The sequence below is a fragment of the Janthinobacterium leeuwenhoeki genome (genome assembly GCF_051380795.1).
Lineage (GTDB): Bacteria > Pseudomonadota > Gammaproteobacteria > Burkholderiales > Burkholderiaceae_D > Janthinobacterium.
Genome location: NZ_JBNYXT010000026.1, coordinates 59,470 through 75,462, shown reverse-complemented (window position 1 = coordinate 75,462; position 15,993 = coordinate 59,470). Strand labels below are relative to the sequence as shown.

The 15,993-nt window shown below is 64.4% G+C and carries 14 protein-coding genes and 1 pseudogene; 9 read left to right on the top strand and 6 right to left on the bottom strand.

Going from position 1 to position 15,993, the window contains the following annotated elements:
* Both ACQ4WS_RS18790 and ACQ4WS_RS18785 read left to right on the top strand, forming a co-directional pair.
* Window positions 1-316: pseudogene (locus ACQ4WS_RS18790) on the top strand (hypothetical protein); the annotation flags it as partial.
* A gap of 28 nt (window positions 317-344) precedes the next feature.
* Window positions 345-608, top strand: a complete 264-nt coding sequence (locus ACQ4WS_RS18785; RefSeq protein ID WP_436478593.1) for a PAAR domain-containing protein — start codon at window positions 345-347, stop codon at window positions 606-608.
* Here ACQ4WS_RS18785 and ACQ4WS_RS18780 read toward each other — a convergent pair.
* The 5 genes from ACQ4WS_RS18780 to ACQ4WS_RS18760 all read right to left on the bottom strand — a co-directional run bounded on the left by ACQ4WS_RS18780 (window position 605) and on the right by ACQ4WS_RS18760 (window position 8,213).
* Window positions 605-1,927: an aspartate aminotransferase family protein gene (locus tag ACQ4WS_RS18780; RefSeq protein WP_436478592.1), complete on the bottom strand. Its 1,323-nt coding sequence runs from the start codon at window positions 1,925-1,927 to the stop codon at window positions 605-607. The two genes, ACQ4WS_RS18785 and ACQ4WS_RS18780, sit on opposite strands and share 4 nt — an antisense overlap.
* Before the next feature lie 82 nt (window positions 1,928-2,009).
* Complete coding sequence (locus tag ACQ4WS_RS18775) at window positions 2,010-2,897, bottom strand: MurR/RpiR family transcriptional regulator (protein ID WP_436478591.1); 888 nt, start codon at window positions 2,895-2,897, stop codon at window positions 2,010-2,012.
* Between the two features lie 62 nt (window positions 2,898-2,959).
* Complete coding sequence (locus tag ACQ4WS_RS18770; RefSeq protein ID WP_436478590.1) at window positions 2,960-3,226, bottom strand: hypothetical protein; 267 nt, start codon at window positions 3,224-3,226, stop codon at window positions 2,960-2,962.
* A gap of 151 nt (window positions 3,227-3,377) precedes the next feature.
* Complete coding sequence (cphA, locus tag ACQ4WS_RS18765; RefSeq protein WP_436478589.1) at window positions 3,378-5,948, bottom strand: cyanophycin synthetase; 2,571 nt, start codon at window positions 5,946-5,948, stop codon at window positions 3,378-3,380.
* A gap of 87 nt (window positions 5,949-6,035) precedes the next feature.
* Window positions 6,036-8,213, bottom strand: coding sequence for a cyanophycin synthetase (locus ACQ4WS_RS18760; RefSeq protein ID WP_436478588.1), 2,178 nt, complete (start codon window positions 8,211-8,213; stop codon window positions 6,036-6,038).
* Between the two features lie 468 nt (window positions 8,214-8,681).
* Here ACQ4WS_RS18760 and ACQ4WS_RS18755 point away from each other — a divergent pair, with 468 nt between their 5' ends.
* From ACQ4WS_RS18755 to ACQ4WS_RS18740, 4 genes are all read left to right on the top strand, one after another.
* Entirely contained in the window at window positions 8,682-10,952 is a 2,271-nt protein-coding gene (locus ACQ4WS_RS18755; RefSeq protein WP_436478587.1) for a cyanophycin metabolism-associated ABC transporter, read from the top strand.
* Between the two features lie 2 nt (window positions 10,953-10,954).
* Complete coding sequence (locus ACQ4WS_RS18750; protein ID WP_436478586.1) at window positions 10,955-11,425, top strand: cyanophycin metabolism-associated DUF1854 family protein; 471 nt, start codon at window positions 10,955-10,957, stop codon at window positions 11,423-11,425.
* Window positions 11,426-11,560: 135 nt separating this feature from the next.
* Window positions 11,561-12,037 carry an Xre family toxin-antitoxin system antitoxin gene (locus tag ACQ4WS_RS18745; RefSeq protein ID WP_436478585.1) on the top strand — a complete coding sequence of 159 codons (477 nt, stop codon included), beginning with the start codon at window positions 11,561-11,563 and terminating at the stop codon, window positions 12,035-12,037.
* Window positions 12,034-12,504, top strand: a complete 471-nt coding sequence (locus ACQ4WS_RS18740; RefSeq protein ID WP_436478584.1) for an RES family NAD+ phosphorylase — start codon at window positions 12,034-12,036, stop codon at window positions 12,502-12,504. The genes ACQ4WS_RS18745 and ACQ4WS_RS18740 overlap by 4 nt, the downstream gene beginning before the upstream one ends.
* Window positions 12,505-12,511: 7 nt before the next feature.
* Here the strand turns inward: ACQ4WS_RS18740 and ACQ4WS_RS18735 are convergent, their stop codons facing one another.
* Entirely contained in the window at window positions 12,512-14,026 is a 1,515-nt protein-coding gene (locus ACQ4WS_RS18735; protein WP_436478583.1) for an AMP nucleosidase, read from the bottom strand.
* A 122-nt stretch (window positions 14,027-14,148) separates the two neighbouring features.
* Between ACQ4WS_RS18735 and ACQ4WS_RS18730 the strand changes: the two genes are divergently transcribed.
* From ACQ4WS_RS18730 to ACQ4WS_RS18720, 3 genes are read left to right on the top strand one after another with little or no spacing between them, the layout of a single operon-like run.
* Window positions 14,149-14,745, top strand: a complete 597-nt coding sequence (locus tag ACQ4WS_RS18730; protein WP_436478582.1) for a TetR/AcrR family transcriptional regulator — start codon at window positions 14,149-14,151, stop codon at window positions 14,743-14,745.
* Between the two features lie 14 nt (window positions 14,746-14,759).
* A complete protein-coding gene (gene map, locus ACQ4WS_RS18725) occupies window positions 14,760-15,563 on the top strand; it encodes a type I methionyl aminopeptidase (RefSeq protein WP_436478581.1) in 804 nt (267 codons plus the stop codon).
* A gap of 20 nt (window positions 15,564-15,583) precedes the next feature.
* A complete protein-coding gene (locus tag ACQ4WS_RS18720) occupies window positions 15,584-15,979 on the top strand; it encodes a hypothetical protein (protein ID WP_436478580.1) in 396 nt (131 codons plus the stop codon).
* Window positions 15,980-15,993: the final 14 nt, after the last annotated feature.

Genomic DNA, 15,993 nt, shown 5'->3' with positions numbered 1-15,993 from the left:
GCAATTGCCGGAATTCGATTTCCTAAAACAAAGCTTCAATTTGACCGCCGTGCTGGGCGAGACGGGCGCGGGTACTGCCCTGACGAACGTGGCGCTAGGCATCGCTTACGCGCATCACGTTGGCAAGCCCGTGCTGGTGGCCGGCACCAGCGACCTGCTTGCCCCCGTGGCGCTGGTGGTGGCGCCGCCGGCCGTCGTGCGGCCGATCCGGCCCGACAAGCCGTGGTTCCGCGCGCGCAGCGGCAACCACGCTTACTTGCCGTGGTGGGGCTTGCGCCACGATGCGCCCGAGTATTACCAGGGGTTTTCGCAATAAAGTGCTTTAGTTATCCAGGGAGAAAAACATGCGTGGCGTGATTCGCTTGAACGACCCCACCAGCCATGGTGGCAAGGTGGTGGGCGCGGCACCGAACAGCACGGTGCTGGGCGTGGCCGTGGCGCGCAAGGGCGACCCTTGCGTGTGTCCGATAAAAGGTCATGTGCGTTGCGTGATCGCCGAGGGCGATTCGCAGGTACTGATCGATGGCGTGCCTGTGGCCTTTGACGGGCACAAGACCAGCTGCGGCGCCAGCCTGATGTCCACCGTGGGCAACAGCGGGCGCGGTTAACACAGGCTGGCATCGATAGCCGCGCCCAGCTTGTCGACGATTTCATCGATGTGGCTGGCGTTGATGATGTAGGGCGGCGCCAGCAGGATGTGGTCGCCGTGCTGGCCGTCGATGGTGCCGCCCATGGGGTAGCACATCAATCCGTTTTGCATGGCGTGCGCCTTGATGCGCGCGTGCAGGCGGCGGGCTGGGTCGAACGGCTGCTTGCTGGCGCGGTTCTGCACCAGTTCCAGGCCCAGGAACAGGCCGCGGCCACGGATGTCGCCCACGTGCGGATGGCTGTCGAAACGCGCATGCAGCTGCTCCTGCATCAAGTCGCCCATGGCGCGCACGTTGGCCAGCAAATCGCGTTCCTCGATTTGCCGCTGCACGGCCAGGGCGGCGGCGCAGGCGGTGGCGTGGCCGATATAGGTGTGGCCGTGCTGGAAGAAGCCCGTGCCGGCGCGGAGGGTGTCGCGGATGTCTTTGGATACCATCACGGCGCCGATAGGCTGGTAGCCGGCGCCCAGGCCCTTGGCGATGCAGATCAGGTCGGCGGTAATGGCTTCCTGCTCGCAGGCGAACAGGCTGCCCGTGCGGCCCATGCCGCACATGACTTCGTCGAGGATCAGGAGGATGCCGTGGCGCTGGCAAATGTCGCGCATGCGCTGGAAGTAGCCGGGGACGGCGGGCAGGGCGCCAGCCGTGGCGCCGACGACGGGTTCGGCGATGAAGGCCATGACCTTGTCCGCGCCCAGTGCGGCGATATTGTCTTCCAGTTCCTGGCCAAGGCGCGCCACGTAGTCAGCATCCGTTTCATGGGCTGGCTGGTCGCGCCAGGCGTAGCAGGGCGACACATGCGTCACGCCTATCAGCAACGGCTCGAACTGCTGGCGGCGCCAGGCGTTGCCGCCCGTGGCCAGCGCGCCCAGGGTGTTGCCGTGGTAGCTCTGGCGGCGCGCGATGACGTGGCGGCGCTGCGGCTGGCCCCGTTCCACGAAATACTGGCGCGCCAGCTTGAGCGCGCTTTCCACCGCTTCCGAGCCGCCCGAGACGAAATACACGCTGTCGATGCCGGCAGGCGCCCGGGCGACGAGGAAATCGGCCAACTGCTCCATCGGTTCGCTGGTAAAGAAGGAGCTGTGCGCGTACGCCATGCTGGCAATCTGCTGCTGCACGGCGGCGATCACGGCCGCATCCGAATGGCCCAGGCACGAGACGGCCGCGCCGCCGCAGGCATCCAGGTAGCGTTTACCGTTTGCATCGATCAGGTAAGGGCCATCGCCGCCCGTGGCGACAGGGTAATTGGCGGTCAGGCTGCGGTGGAAGACATGGCTCATGGACATCGCTTTCTTGTCGGCAAGGGGGATGGCCGAGTATAGGATGCGCCGCGCCGCAATGCAACGATTGATGTATTTATTTTTATTTTACATCACTCGATGTTTTTGCGTACGCGCCCAGCGCCCGTAATTGCTTTTCCGCCGCGCCGATGGCTTGCACGGCATCCGGCCCCGCGCGCGCCACCAGCAATTCCACCAGGCTTTCCACGGCGGCCACGCCGGCCACGATGGAGGGGAAGAACGAGGGGCTGTCGACGGTGATGACGATGCTGGCGTCGGCCTGCAGGGCCAGCGGCGACATGGCGCTGTCGCTGATGGCGAGCACCTGGCAACCAGCCTGGCGCGCCGCCTGCGCCACCAGCAGCGCTTCGCTGGAATACGGCGCGAAGCTGACGACGACGACGGCTTCGCCCGCCTGCAGGGCGCGCAAGTCCATTTCCAGGGTGCCGCCCTGGCCGCTCAGCAGCTGCACGCTGGGGCGCAGCAGGCGGTACAGGTAGTGCAAGGTGTAGGCGATGGGGTGGGCGGCGCGAAAGCCCGCCACATGCACGCGGGGCGCCGCCTGCAGCAGGCTGGCGGCCGCGTCCAGGGCGCCGTGGTTGGCGCTTTCCGTGGTGGCCAGGTTACGCTGCTGCACCGTGAACACTTCGGTGACCAGGTCTCCGTCCTTGCCGGCCAGCGCGCCCGCCTTCGCCGCGTAGCCGGCCGGTCCGGCGCGCAGGCGCTCGACGAAGATGGCTTTGAGTTCCGGCCAGCCGGCAAAGCCCAGCTGTTGCGCCAGGCGCACCAGGGCGGCCGATTGCACTTGCGCGCGCGTGGCGATGCTGCGCATCGAGGATACGGCCACCTCGTCCGGGTGGTCGGCCAGGTAGCGTGCGCCGGCCTGGAATTGCGGGCTCAGTTCCGCATGGCGCGCCTTGATCAGGTCCATCAGTGCCGCATAGGAGTCGTGGGGTGTCGCTGCCTGCATCGCCGTGCCTCAGTTGATAGGTTGCGGCGATGGTACAGGATTCGTCAGCGTGCCGGTAGCTGCTAGCCTTGCGCCAGGGCGGCCGTGCGCGGACGCAGGCGGGAAAGCAGGTGCGGCCCGGCCGGTTGGCGGCGCGGTCCCGTCGTCAGCACGCGCAAGGCGGTGGGTAGCGGCACGTCGTGGCAGTGCAAAAACAGGGCGGCGGCGCCCGTGCCAGCCATTTCCTGCAAGGCCAGCGCATGCTCGACCAGTGCCGCCGTGCGCATGTCGAGCCGCACCGGGATGTCGGGTTGAAATAACTGCGCATCGACCTGCTGTGCATCACGCATGCTGTCCCCGCCGGGTTCGCTAGTCAGGCTGCCAGCATAAAAGCGCGCCGGCGGCGCCACTTTGCGCCAGATCACTCCACTGTCGGATAGATTTCACAAGGCAATAAAAAGGGCGGCACGCAGGCCGCCCTCGTGCGCAGTGATGCGCTGCTTACGCTTCGGCGACGCGCTTGGCGATGTGCGCCAGCGCTTCTTCCACCTGGTCGATCAGGATCAGGCACAGATCGCCTTCACCGAGGCGCGCGAGGGCCTTGTCGATGGCGACGAATTCGCCGTTGATTTCATCGATATGGCTGGTGCGCTTGGCGCCGTTCAAGCCCTGGCGCAGCAAGGCCACCACTTCGCCGTCGGCGCGGCCGCGCTGGCACTGGTCCTGGTACAGCAGCACGTCGTCGAAGGCGGCGCCGAGGATTTCCGTCTGCTGGCGGATGTCATCGTCGCGGCGGTCGCCGGCGCCGCTGATGACGACAAGGCGGCGCTTGGCCGGCATGCTTTCCACGGCCTGCACCAGCGCCAGGATGGCGTCCGGATTGTGGCCGTAGTCGGCGATCAGGGTGGCGCCCTTGTAGTCAAACACATTGAAACGGCCCGGCGCATTGTCGGCTTCATTGGCAAAGGTTTTCAGGCCCAGCGCGATGGTTTTCCAGTCCAGGCCCACGGCCCAGGCGGCGGCCAGGGAAGCCATGACGTTGTCGACCTGGAAGCCGATGGCGCCGTTGCGCGTGATCGGCACTTGCGACAGGGCGATCTCGTGGCGTTCCTTGCCCTGCGCCGCGACCAGCATACCGTCTTCCACATACACGACGCGGTTGCCTTGCGCGCGGTGCGTGGCCATCACGGGATGCGTCTTGTCGGCGGCGAAGAAGGTCACCGTGCCGCTGCAATTCTTGGCCATGCGGGCCACGGCCGGATCGGTGGCGTTCAACACGGCCACGCCGCTGTCGGCCACGTTCTGCACGATCACTCTTTTCAGTACCGCGAGGTCTTCCACGGTGGTGATGTAGTTCAGGCCCAGGTGGTCGCCCGCGCCGATATTCGTCACCACGGCGACCTGGCAGCGGTCGAAGGCCAGGCCTTCGCGCAGCATGCCGCCGCGCGCCGTTTCGAACACGGCCGCGTCCACGTCCGGGTGCAGCAGCACGTTGCGCGCGCTGCGCGGGCCGCTGCAGTCGCCGCTGTCGATCTGGCGTCCTTCGATGTACACGCCATCGGTATTGGTCATGCCCGTGCGCAGGCCGGAAGCCGTCAGCAGGTGGGCGATCAGGCGCACGGTGGTGGTCTTGCCGTTGGTGCCGGTGACGGCAACGACTGGGATGCGGCCATCGTCGCCCTCGGCGAACATGGCGGCAATGATGGCTTCACCCACGGGGCGCGGCTTGCCGAACGACGGCGCCAGGTGCATGCGCAAGCCCGGTGCTGCGTTGACTTCCACGATACCGGCGTTCTGCTCTTCCAGCGGTTTCAGAATGCTTTCGGAGACGATGTCCACGCCGCAGATGTCCAGGCCCACCATGTGCGCGGCCGCGACGGCGCGCGCCGCCACTTCCGGGTGCACGTCGACGGTGACGTCGGTGGCCGAGCCGCCCGTCGACAGGTTGGCGTTATTGCGCAAAATCACGCGCTGGCCCACGGGCGGCACGGATTCGGCCACATAACCCTGCTTGGCCAGGCTGGCCAGGGCGATGTCGTCGAAGCGGATTTTCGTCAGCGAGGTAGCGTGGCCGCTGCCGCGGCGCGGGTCCAGGTTGACCTGGTCGACCAGTTCGCGCACCGTGTGCTGGCCATCGCCCACCACTTGCGGCGGGTCGCGGCGGGCCGCTGCCACCATCTTGTTGCCGATGACGAGCAAACGGAAATCGTGGCCCGGCAGATAGCGCTCGACGAGAATGTCGTCGCGGAATTCCTGCGCCGCGAGGAAGCCGGCCGTCAGCTGTTCGCGCGTGGTGACATTGACGGTCACGCCCTTGCCCTGGTTGCCATCCTTGGGCTTGACGACGACGGGCAGGCCGATCTCGCAGGCGGCGGCCCAGGCGTCGTCGGCATCGACGGCGACACGGCCGTGCGGCACCGGCACGCCGGCCGAATCGAGCAGTTTTTTCGTCAGTTCCTTGTCTTGCGCGATGGCTTCGGCAATCGCGCTGGTACCGTCCATTTCGGCAGCCTGGATCTTGCGCTGGCGGCTGCCCCAGCCGAACGTCACCAGGCTGCCTTCGGTCAGGCGGCGGAACGGGATGTTGCGCGCCACGGCGGCGTTGACGATGGCGCCCGTCGATGGGCCCAGGCGCACGTCTTCATCGAGTTCCTGCAACTGGTGCAGGGCGCCGGCCAGGTCGAACGGCGCATCGTCGAGCGCGGCCTGGCACAGCTGCTGCGCCAGGGTCAAAGCCAGGCGGCCCACGGCTTCTTCCGAGTATTCGACGACGACCTGGAAGATACCCGTTTCCAGGGTCGGCGTGGTGCGGCTGAAGGTGACGGGGCAGCCGGCTTGCGCCTGCAGGCCCAGCGCCGCCAGTTCCAGCACCTGCGCCATCGGCGCCGCGTTGTAGTTGCCCAGCGGTTGCAGCGGGCTCAGTTGCGGAAAGCGCGCGCGCAGGCGGGCTTCGAAGCCGGGCAGCTGGGCGATGTCGAGTTCCTGCGTGGTGCAGGAAACAATGGCTTCCACGGCGGTGTCGTGGCTCCAGAGGTTAGGGCCCCGCAAGGCCCGTACGCGAGATACTTCCATAATTAAACCGTAATCCTGTTGTGTTCTTGTGGGCCCGGCCGTCCTGGCCGGGCTTGAGTGCTGCTTTGCCTGTACCTTGGTTGCCGATTAGTTGCCGATGCAGCCCGGGGCCGCATCGAACGTGCGTAAACCTGCGCAGATAAGGTCGACGGGCAGGTTCAGGGCCCAGGCGGCGGCCGCCACGGCCAGTACGCTGTCAACATTGCCGGCCGTGGCCGGTTTCAGCAAGTCCAGGCACAGCAAGACCGTTTCGATGCCGCCTTCGGCCAGCACGATGTGGTTGCCGCGCACGAACACGGCACGCTGGCCGGCGGCCAGTTGCGCCGCGATGGCGGCCAGGCTGCCATCCTGCGCATACAGGGTCACGCTGCCGTCGCACAGTTCGGCCAGTTCCAGCACGTGTGGGTTGGCGGCGTTCAGCACGGCCACGCCCGTCGGCACCACCACGTCGACCTGGCTGCGCACTGCCTTGTACAGGCCAGCATCGTCCAGCACGTCGAAATCCTTGACGCTGTCGAGGCTGCCCATGTCGGTGACGATGCCGATCTGGCATTTGTCGTAGGCCAGGCCTTCGGCCAGGATCATGCGCGGATTGCTCTCGAACAGGGCTGTCTGCACGGTGCGGTTGAGCAGCAGGCGCTGGCCCGCATCCCAGTTCACGCAATCGCTGCTGACGACACGGCGCTGGTCCAGGTACATGCCTTCGCTGCATACGGCGCCTGTGTGCAGGCCCGACAGGTTGAGCAGTTTGCACAGCATGCGCACGATCAGGCTGGCGCCGCGCGTGCCCGTCACGCCGATCAGCGGAATGCGGCCCGTTTCCCCGGGCGCGAACAGGTGATCGACGATGGCCGCGCCCACAGGGCGGGGCTGGCCCACGCCCGGCTTGATGTGCGCCAGCAAGCCAGGGCTGGCATTGACTTCGATGATGGCGCCGCGCTGCTCTTCCAGCGGACGCGTGATGTCGGTGGTGACCAGGTCGATGCCGGCGATATCCAGGCCCACGACTCTGGCGGCCAGCAGGGCTGCATGCACGACGGACGGGTGCACGTCGTCCGTGACGTCGATGGCCACGTTGCCGTTCGGCTGGATCAGCACTTTCTGGCCCGCCTGCGGCACGGACAGGGCGGTCATGCCCTGGCGCTGCAGTTCCAGCACGATTTCGCCCGATTCATGCGGCTTGACGGTGCCCAGCGGGAAGTCTTCGCCTTCGCCGCGGCGCGGATCGGTATTGATCTGCGTGTTCACCAGTTCCAGCACGGTGGAGACGCCGTCGCCATCGACCCACAGGGATTCGCCCTTGGCGGCCGCGATCAGTTTGTTGCCGACCACGAGAAGGCGGTGTTCGTCGCCCGTGATGAAGCTTTCCACTAGCACGGCCGAGCTGTCGCCCTTGCGCGCGGCCAGTTCGTAGGCCGCTTTCACGTCCGCTTCCGTCATCAGGTTGAGCGACACGCCGCGGCCATGGTTGCCATCATACGGTTTCACGACGACGGGCACGCCGATGTCTTGCGCTTCTTCCCAGGCCGCTTCGGCGCTGCGCACCAGGCTGCCTTCAGGGACGCGTACGCCGCACGATTTGAGCAGGAATTTGGTCAGGTCCTTGTCGCTGGCGATGCCTTCGGCAATCGCGCTGGTGCGGTCCGTTTCGGCCGTCCAGATGCGGCGCTGCGCGGCGCCGTGGCCCAGTTGCACCAGGTTGCCGTCATTCAGGCGCAGGGAAGGGATGCCGCGCTCGGTGGCCGCATCGACGATGCTGGCCGTGCTCGGGCCCAGGCAGCGCGAATCTACCATGTCGCGCAGGGGCGCCAGGGCCGCTTCCAGGTCATAGGCTTCATCGTTGATGGCGGCCATCAGCAGTTCGCGCGCGGCGGCCAGGGCGGCGCGGCCCACGTGCTCTTCGCGCGTGCGGAAGGCCATCTTGTAGACGCCGCGCTGGCTGGTCGAGCGCGTCTGGCCGAAGCCCGTGCGCATGCCTGCCAGGTTTTGCAGTTCCAGCACCACGTGTTCGAGGATGTGGGCCGACCAGGTGCCTTCGCGCAGGCGCTCGAAAAAGCCGCCCCGTTCGCCCACGCCGCAGCGGTGCTCGATCATGCCGGGCAGCCACGCCACCAGGCGCTCGTACAGGCCGGGCAGGGTATTGGATGGATAGTCTTCCAGCTCGCCGATGTCGACCCAGGCTTCAATCACCGGGCGATATGTCCAGATGTTGGGGCCGCGCAAGTGGGTGACGCGGGCAAATTCGATGTTCTTCTTCTTGATCATGTAAGTGGTTTCTTGATAACAGGCCAGGCGTCTGGGCGCCAGATACTTTATGTTGGCTCTACAGAGTCTTTTCAGGCTCGTGCTTGGTTCTCTATCCCGGGTATGCGCAGTGTGCCACTTTTAGCAGCCCCTTGTCGCGTTTGCTTCCCTTATTCTGCTGGTGTTGTCATTCTAATTGTTACTAATTGTTGCTATGCTTGTTATAAAGATACCGACTCTGGTCCAAGCTGGCGCATTTGCGCAACAGCGGGCTGTTGTATACTTGTCCGTGTACGATGGCCGCGCATTTTTTTGCGCCGTTTTACCATCATTCCTTACCGGCAGGCATCCATTCGATACAATACAGGAAATTGCCACTGGTGCATCTACCTCGCCATCGCGCAGTACACAAACATTGATCGGGCGTCTGCCCCATCCCCCCAAATCCCGCCCTGAAGGGCTTGGCCTCGAGCCGGAGTATGCTTTACGATGACAACTGAACTGAGTGTTCCTGCAACAACTATTCCCCTCACTTCGCTGCCGGAACACTGGCTGGCGGAAGTGGAGAGCAAGCTTTCTCCAGGGGAGAACGTTTTAAGTAGCGTTGAGGTTGACCTCGATGCGCGATTACGTTTCACAAAAGGCATAATTGTTGTCACCGAGAAGCGTTTACTGGCCCGTTCCCCGGGCGATACTGCCTGGAAAAGCTGGTCTTTCCGCCCTGGATTGCGCCTGACGCACCACGACCACGCCGGTGTCGGCCACCTGGAACTGTTCGACGACCACGGCCGCCTGGCCTCGTGGCGCTTCACCTTGGGCCAGAATCTGCACGCCATCCGCGTGCTGGAGCAGTTCGTCGAGCGCCTCGACAGCCACCTGACGGGCCAGCCCGTGCTGCAAGCAGAGCAGGAAGTGTGTCCGAGTTGCAAGGCGCCCTTGGAACCCGAGCAGGAAGAATGCCCGATCTGCGCCAAGGTGCTGTACACGCCGCCATCCACCTGGACCCTGTTCCGCCTGTGGCGCTTCGCCCATCCCTACCGTGGCCAGCTGGCCCTGGGCTTCATGCTGATGCTGCTGAGTACGGCCGCGCACATGATTCCGCCCTACCTGACGGCGCCGCTGATGGATAATGTGCTGATTCCGTATCAAAACGGCAAGCACATCGACCCATGGCTGGTGGTGTACTACATGAGCGGCTTGCTCGGCTCGGCCTTGCTGGCCTGGCTGCTGGGCTGGGGCAAGACCTATGTGCTGGCCCTGGTGTCAGAACGCATGGGCGCCGATTTGCGCTCGGCCACGTATGAACACTTGATGAAACTGTCGCTGGAATTCTTTGGCGGCAAGCGCACGGGCGACCTGATGGCGCGCATCGGCAGCGGCAGCGACCGCATCTGCGTCTTCCTGTCGCTGCATTTGCTCGATTTTGCCTCCGACGTACTGATGATCATCATGACGGGCGTGATTTTGTGGTCGATGAACCCCTGGCTGGCCATCATGACCCTGGCGCCGCTGCCTTTCATCGCCTGGATGATCCACCTGGTGCGCGACCGTTTGCGCACGGGTTTTGAAAAGATCGACCGCGTGTGGAGTGAAGTGACCAACGTGCTGGCCGATACGATCCCGGGCATCCGCGTGGTGAAGGCGTTTGCGCAGGAAAAACGCGAAGCGGCCCGCTTCCGCGACGCCAACGCGCACAACCTGGCCGTCAACGACAAGCTCAATAAAGTCTGGTCGCTGTTCTCGCCGACCGTCTCCTTCCTGACGGAGATGGGCTTATTGGTCATCTGGTGCTTCGGCATCTGGCAGTTGTCGCGCGGCGAAATCACCGTCGGCGTGCTGACCGCCTTCATCGCCTACAGCACGCGTTTCTATGGCCGCCTCGATTCCATGAGCCGCATCGTCTCCGTGACGCAGAAATCGGCTTCCGCCGCCAAGCGCATCTTCGACATCCTCGACCACGTGTCGAGCGTGCCGGAACCGGCGCAACCCGTCAAACTGGAGAAGATCGAAGGCCGGATCGACCTGCGCGAAGTCGGTTTCCGCTACGGCAACCGGGCCGTCAACCGCGGCATCACGCTGAACATCAAGGCCGGCGAGATGATCGGCCTGGTGGGCCACAGCGGCTCGGGCAAGAGCACCCTGGTCAACCTGATCTGCCGTTTCTATGACGTGTCGGAAGGCGCGATTTTGCTCGACGGCGTCGACATCCGCTCGTTCGCCGTGTCCGACTACCGCCGCAATATCGGCCTGGTGCTGCAGGAACCGTTCCTGTTCTTCGGCACCATCGCGGAAAATATCGCCTACGGCAAGCCGCATGCGACGCGCCAGGAGATCATCGCCGCCGCGCGCGCCGCGCATGCCCACGAATTCATCCTGCGCCTGCCGCAAGGCTACGATTCGATGGTGGGCGAGCGTGGCCAGGGCTTGTCGGGCGGCGAACGCCAGCGCATCTCGATTGCCCGCGCCCTGCTGATCGACCCGCGCATCCTGATCATGGATGAAGCGACATCGTCGGTCGACTCGGAAACGGAAAAAGAAATCCAGAAGGCGCTGGACAACCTGGTACAAGGCCGCACGACGATCGCCATCGCGCACAGGCTGTCGACCTTGCACCGTGCCGACCGCCTGGTGGTGCTGGACCGCGGCCAGGTCGTCGAAGTGGGCAGTCACGATGAACTGATGGCGAAAGAGGGCGCCTATTTCCGCCTCTACGAAGCACAGGCGCGCAACAACGAACTCGCCCTGGATGACAAGGAATAAGCATGGCCAGTACAACTTTTACATTAAGCTGCGACACCTTCGGCAAGCTGGTGATGACGGACACGGACGGCCAGGTCTTTGAAGGCGTGGCGCCCGTGCGCGCCTTCCCCATCCAGTCGCCTGATGAAGGCATTTCGCTGGTGCTGGGCAATGGCAAGGAAGTGGCGTGGATCGACCGCCTCGACGACTTGCCCGAGCCGGCGCGCAGCCTGCTGCAGGAAGAGCTGGAAGGGCGCGAATTCATGCCCGAAATCGCGCGCGTGAAAAGCGTTTCCAGCTTTGCCACGCCATGCACCTGGCATGTGGACACGGACCGGGGCGAGACGCAATTCGTGCTGAAGGGCGAGGAAGACATCCGCCGCATCGGCGCCACTTCGCTGCTGATCGCCGACAACCACGGCATTCATTTCCTGATTCGCGATATGTTCAATATCGACAAGACGACGCGGAAAATTTTGGATCGCTTCCTGTAAGGAACACCCTGGAATGCGGTGCGGTGCGACCGCTCATGCCGTTCAGCTTGCGCTGAGCGGCATTTTTTTTTGACCTTGCGCTTTCCTTGTGAGTCGCCTCATTTGAGCTATACTTACGTCTTAAAGGAGGTGGTTATGGAACGGCACACTGATGCTCCCGTCCCGGCTCAGCAAGCGAGGACGCTGTACGAAGGCATGGCGCTGTACGGCTTTGATACTGATGCGCGCATTGCGCTGATACGGCGGGGCATTCCAGCCTCGACGATCAGCCGCCTGTCCGCGCGCATGGGCATGAGCAAGGAATTCCTGTTGTCCAGCCTGGGGCTGTCGCGTGCCACCATCAGCCGCAAGGAGAAAGACGCCAGTTTGCTGTCGAAGGATGAATCGGAACGCGTGCTGGGGATTGAAACCCTGATTGGCATGGTGCAGGTGATGGTCGAACAATCGGGCGATCCCGCCGGTTTTGACGCGGCGCGCTGGGTCTCCAATTGGCTGAGCAAACCGCTGCCTGCGCTGGCGGGCGCCACGCCGGCCAGCTATATGGATACCTTCGAGGGGCAAAAGCTGGTGGCGGAACTACTGTCCATGACGCAGAGCGGGGCTTATGCATGAATGTGCTCTGGCGTATTGCCGTCGAGACGCCAGCCTATGCCGCCAGTGACCTGAGCGGCACCGGCGCCAGGATCACGGGTGGTCGCTGGAACAGCAAGGGCGCGCCCGTCGTGTATTGCTCGACAAGTATCGCCCTGGCTACCCTGGAAACTGTGCATTGCCTGCGGGGCGGCGGCCTGCCGTTCAACCGTTACCTGGTGCGTATCGCCATTCCCGATGTCGTGTGGAATGCGCGCCAGGTACTCGATCCATTTCCCGGCGGCTGGGACGCCATACCTGCCGGCCTGGCGGGCAAGCGGGCTGGCGATGGCTGGATGGCTGCGGGAAAATCCGCCTTGCTGTTGGTGCCTTCCGTGATCGTGCCCGACGAATACAATGTCTTGCTCAATCCCCGGCATGCCGATGCCGCAGCGATCACCGCCGGCACCATCCGGCGATGGAGCTACGATCCCCGGTTTTTCCCCTGACGCTCGCTTACTGAAACGCCACTTCCGCAAAGCTGCGCAATTTGCGGCTATGCAGCCGGTCCACGCCCTGGCGGCGCAGCAGTTCCACGGCGCGGATGCCGATGCGCAGATGCTGGTCGACACGTTCGCGGTAAAAGTGGTTGGCCATGCCGGGCAGCTTGATTTCGCCGTGCAGCGGCTTGTCGCTGACGCACAGCAGGGTGCCGTACGGGACGCGGAAGCGGAAGCCGTTGGCGGCGATCGTCGCGCTTTCCATGTCCAGCGCGATGGCGCGGCTCTGGCTGAAGCGGCGCTCCGGCGTGCGCTGCGGCAGCAATTCCCAGTTGCGGTTGTCCGTGCTGGCCACGGTCCCCGTGCGCATGATGTGTTTCAAGTCATGCCCCGTCAGCTGGGTGATTTCCGCCACGGCCGTTTGCAGCGCCTGCTGGATTTCCGCCAGCGGCGGGATCGGCACCCACAGCGGCAAGTCTTCGTCGAGCACATGGTCTTCGCGCACATACGCATGCGCCAGCACGTAGTCACCCAGGCTTTGCGTGGTGCGCAAGCCCGCGCAATGGCCGAGCATCAGCCAGGCGTGCGGGCGCAGCACGGCGATGTGGTCGGTGATGGTCTTGGCATTGGCCGGTCCCACGCCGATATTGACCATGGTGATGCCGCTGCCATCGGCGCGCAGCAGGTGGTAGGCGGGCATCTGCGGCAGGCGCGGCGGCGCGGCGCCCAGCGCATCCTCGCTTTCGACGGTCTGTCCCACGCGGCGCGTGACCACGTTGCCCGGTTCCACAAAGGCGATGTAGCCGTCGTCGTCCGAGGGCGCTTGCACGTCGGGTGCGCGCTCCATCATGGCGTGGCCCAGGCGGATGAATTCGTCGATGTAGAACTGGTAATTGGTAAACAGGACGAAGTTCTGGAAATGCTGCGGCGAGGTGCCGCTGTAATGGCGCAGGCGCTGCAGCGAGTAATCGACGCGCGGCCCCGTGAACAGCGACAGCGGCTGCGCTTCGCCATGCGCCGGTTCGTGCGTGCCGTTGGCGATGCCGTCGTCCATGGCCGACAGGTCGGGCAGGTCGAACAGGTCGCGCATGGCCAGGCGGCGGCCCGCATTCATATTGCCTTCGATATGGTCATGCTCGGCGAACGAGAAATGCACGGGGATGGGCTGGGCGCTCACGCCCACTTCCAGGTGCACCTTCTGGCCGCTGTTATGGTTTTTCAGCAGCAGGGTGAACTGGTCGAGGTAATAGTCGCCGAACAGGTCGGGGCGCGTCAGGGTGGTTTCAAACACGCCGGGACCGGCGACAAAACCGTAGGCCAGTGGCGAGTCGGCGCGCGCCACGGTGTCCGTCTGGATGCGCACGAAGGGGTAGCAGGCGCGCACTCGTTCGTGCATGTCTTCGCCGGCGACAAAGCGCTGCAGCGCATCGCGCAAGTGCTCGATGCTGCTGCGGTAAATGGCTTGCACTTGTTCCAACGCCAGGCGTGGATCGTCGAAGCGGGAGGAGGCGATGAAAGGGGGCGTGAGCAAGCGGATTCTCCTTTAGCGGTTCGTGCGTACCATTGTAAGGCAGCGGCGCAACTCGCGTTGGACGCGTTTCTTGCCTGGCTGGGCCGCTTGACGAATTCAAATAGAATCTGTATTCTATTTGAATGGTCAGACTCGCAAAATTTAACGAAAACAACTTCATCGACAGCGCGATTGCCGTCGCCGCCCAGTGCGGCGTGGGCGCTGTCTCGATGGCTGCCATCGCCGTCAAGGCCGGTGCGCCCATCGGCTCCGTGTATCACCGCTTCGATTCGCGCAACGCCATCCTGGCGCGCGCCTGGCTGCGCGTGAAAAGCGATTTTCGCGAGGAAGTGGCCAGCCGCTGGCTAGGCGGAGATACCTGGGCGGGCGTGCACGGCTTGCTGGACTGGTGCCGGCGCAAGCCCGTGTATGCGCGCTTCCTGCTGCAATGCGCGGACAGTCCCGATTTCAGCAGTGGTCTCAGCGAGCAATTGCTGGCCGCCGTGGAAGAAGAGCAGGCCGCGCTCGACGCCTGCTTTGTCCGCTGCGCCGAAGCCATGCCCGCCACCACGGAGCTGGACCTCGACCACATGCTGCTCAAATTCGTGCTGATCGACGCCCCCGTGGCCGTCGTCAAGCCTTACCTGACCCAGGAGCGGCCGATACCTGCCAGTGTCGACGCCATGCTGCGCGCCTCGCACGACGCCGTGCGCGGCTGGGCCGCCCACACCACACACTAACAAAGAAGACATCCATGCGCTATTCCACCCAGCTTGAACACGGCAAGAAAATCCCCCTGCACGATGAAGAAGGTTTCATCGGCATGCGCGCCGCCGGCCGCATCGCCGCCGATACGCTCGACTACATCGCACCCTTCGTGAAGCCGGGTGTATCGACGGCCAAACTCGACGCCCTGTGCGAAGAATTCATGCGCGCCGCCGGCGCCATCCCCGGTACCATCGACTACCACGGCTACAAGCACGCCAGTTGCATCTCCGTCAATCACGTGGTCACGCACGGCATCCCGTCCGAGACCAAGATCCTGAAGGTGGGCGACATCCTCAATATCGACGTGACGCCGAAGTTCAACGGCTGGTTCGGCGACACCAGCCGCACCTTCAAGGTGGGCGCCGTCTCCATCCTGGCCAACCGCCTCGTCAACACGGCGTATGAAGCCATGATGGCCGGCATCCACACCGTGCGCCCGGGCGCCACTTTGGGCGACGTGGGCGCCGCCATCGAAGCGGTGGCCAAGGCGCAGGGTTTTTCCTCCGTGCGCGACTTCTGCGGCCATGGCGTGGGCCAGGTCTTCCACGACACGCCGCAAGTGCTGCACTATGGCCGCGCCGGCACGGGCATCGTGCTGGAACCGGGCATGATTTTTACGATTGAGCCGATGCTCAACGTGGGCAGCTACCAGGTCAAGGTCTTGCCGGACAAATGGACGACGGTGACGAAAGACCGTTCGCTGTCGGCGCAGTTCGAGCACTCGCTGGCCGTGACGGAAACGGGCTTTGAAATCTTCACCCTGACCGGCTTGCCCGATCCGCTGGTGTAAGCATGCAGGCGGCCAGGCTCGTGTCCACGCCCACGCTGACGCAGCGCTTGCTGAACAAATACCGGCAAGACCCGGAAGACGCGCTGCAGCAGGTGGCGCTGGCCGTGTTGCAGCAGGAAGGCATTCGCAGCGACAGCGTGCTGCGTGCCGCACGCATTGCGGCCCTGGCGCCGCAAGTCGCTGGCATGGTGACGCTGGCCGAGTGGCTGGCCTACGTGGATTGGGAAGGCTTTGACAGCGCCCGGTACGCAAACATCGAGGCGGTGGCGGCGCTGATCGGCGGCGCGCTGCAGCTGCCTGACGTCGCCGCCACCTTGCTGCAGACGCGCGACGCGGCCCTGTTCCAGACGCAGCGCCCGGCACTGGCGACAGCAGCCTTGCTGTTCATCGAGGGCCACATCGCGCTCTTTCCCTGACTGCGGCCTGCGTC

What these genes read in the sequence shown, in the direction of transcription:
- ACQ4WS_RS18750 (WP_436478586.1), top strand. Translation starts at nt 10,955, where the DNA reads ATGGCCAGTACAACTTTTACATTAAGCTGCGACACCTTCGGCAAGCTG.
- map (WP_436478581.1), top strand. Translation starts at nt 14,760, where the DNA reads ATGCGCTATTCCACCCAGCTTGAACACGGCAAGAAAATCCCCCTGCAC.
- ACQ4WS_RS18780 (WP_436478592.1), bottom strand. Translation starts at nt 1,927, where the DNA reads ATGAGCCATGTCTTCCACCGCAGCCTGACCGCCAATTACCCTGTCGCC.
- ACQ4WS_RS18775 (WP_436478591.1), bottom strand. Translation starts at nt 2,897, where the DNA reads ATGCAGGCAGCGACACCCCACGACTCCTATGCGGCACTGATGGACCTG.
- ACQ4WS_RS18745 (WP_436478585.1), top strand. Translation starts at nt 11,561, where the DNA reads ATGGAACGGCACACTGATGCTCCCGTCCCGGCTCAGCAAGCGAGGACG.
- ACQ4WS_RS18730 (WP_436478582.1), top strand. Translation starts at nt 14,149, where the DNA reads ATGGTCAGACTCGCAAAATTTAACGAAAACAACTTCATCGACAGCGCG.
- ACQ4WS_RS18770 (WP_436478590.1), bottom strand. Translation starts at nt 3,226, where the DNA reads ATGCGTGATGCACAGCAGGTCGATGCGCAGTTATTTCAACCCGACATC.
- ACQ4WS_RS18785 (WP_436478593.1), top strand. Translation starts at nt 345, where the DNA reads ATGCGTGGCGTGATTCGCTTGAACGACCCCACCAGCCATGGTGGCAAG.
- ACQ4WS_RS18755 (WP_436478587.1), top strand. Translation starts at nt 8,682, where the DNA reads ATGACAACTGAACTGAGTGTTCCTGCAACAACTATTCCCCTCACTTCG.
- ACQ4WS_RS18740 (WP_436478584.1), top strand. Translation starts at nt 12,034, where the DNA reads ATGAATGTGCTCTGGCGTATTGCCGTCGAGACGCCAGCCTATGCCGCC.
- ACQ4WS_RS18760 (WP_436478588.1), bottom strand. Translation starts at nt 8,213, where the DNA reads ATGATCAAGAAGAAGAACATCGAATTTGCCCGCGTCACCCACTTGCGC.
- cphA (WP_436478589.1), bottom strand. Translation starts at nt 5,948, where the DNA reads ATGGAAGTATCTCGCGTACGGGCCTTGCGGGGCCCTAACCTCTGGAGC.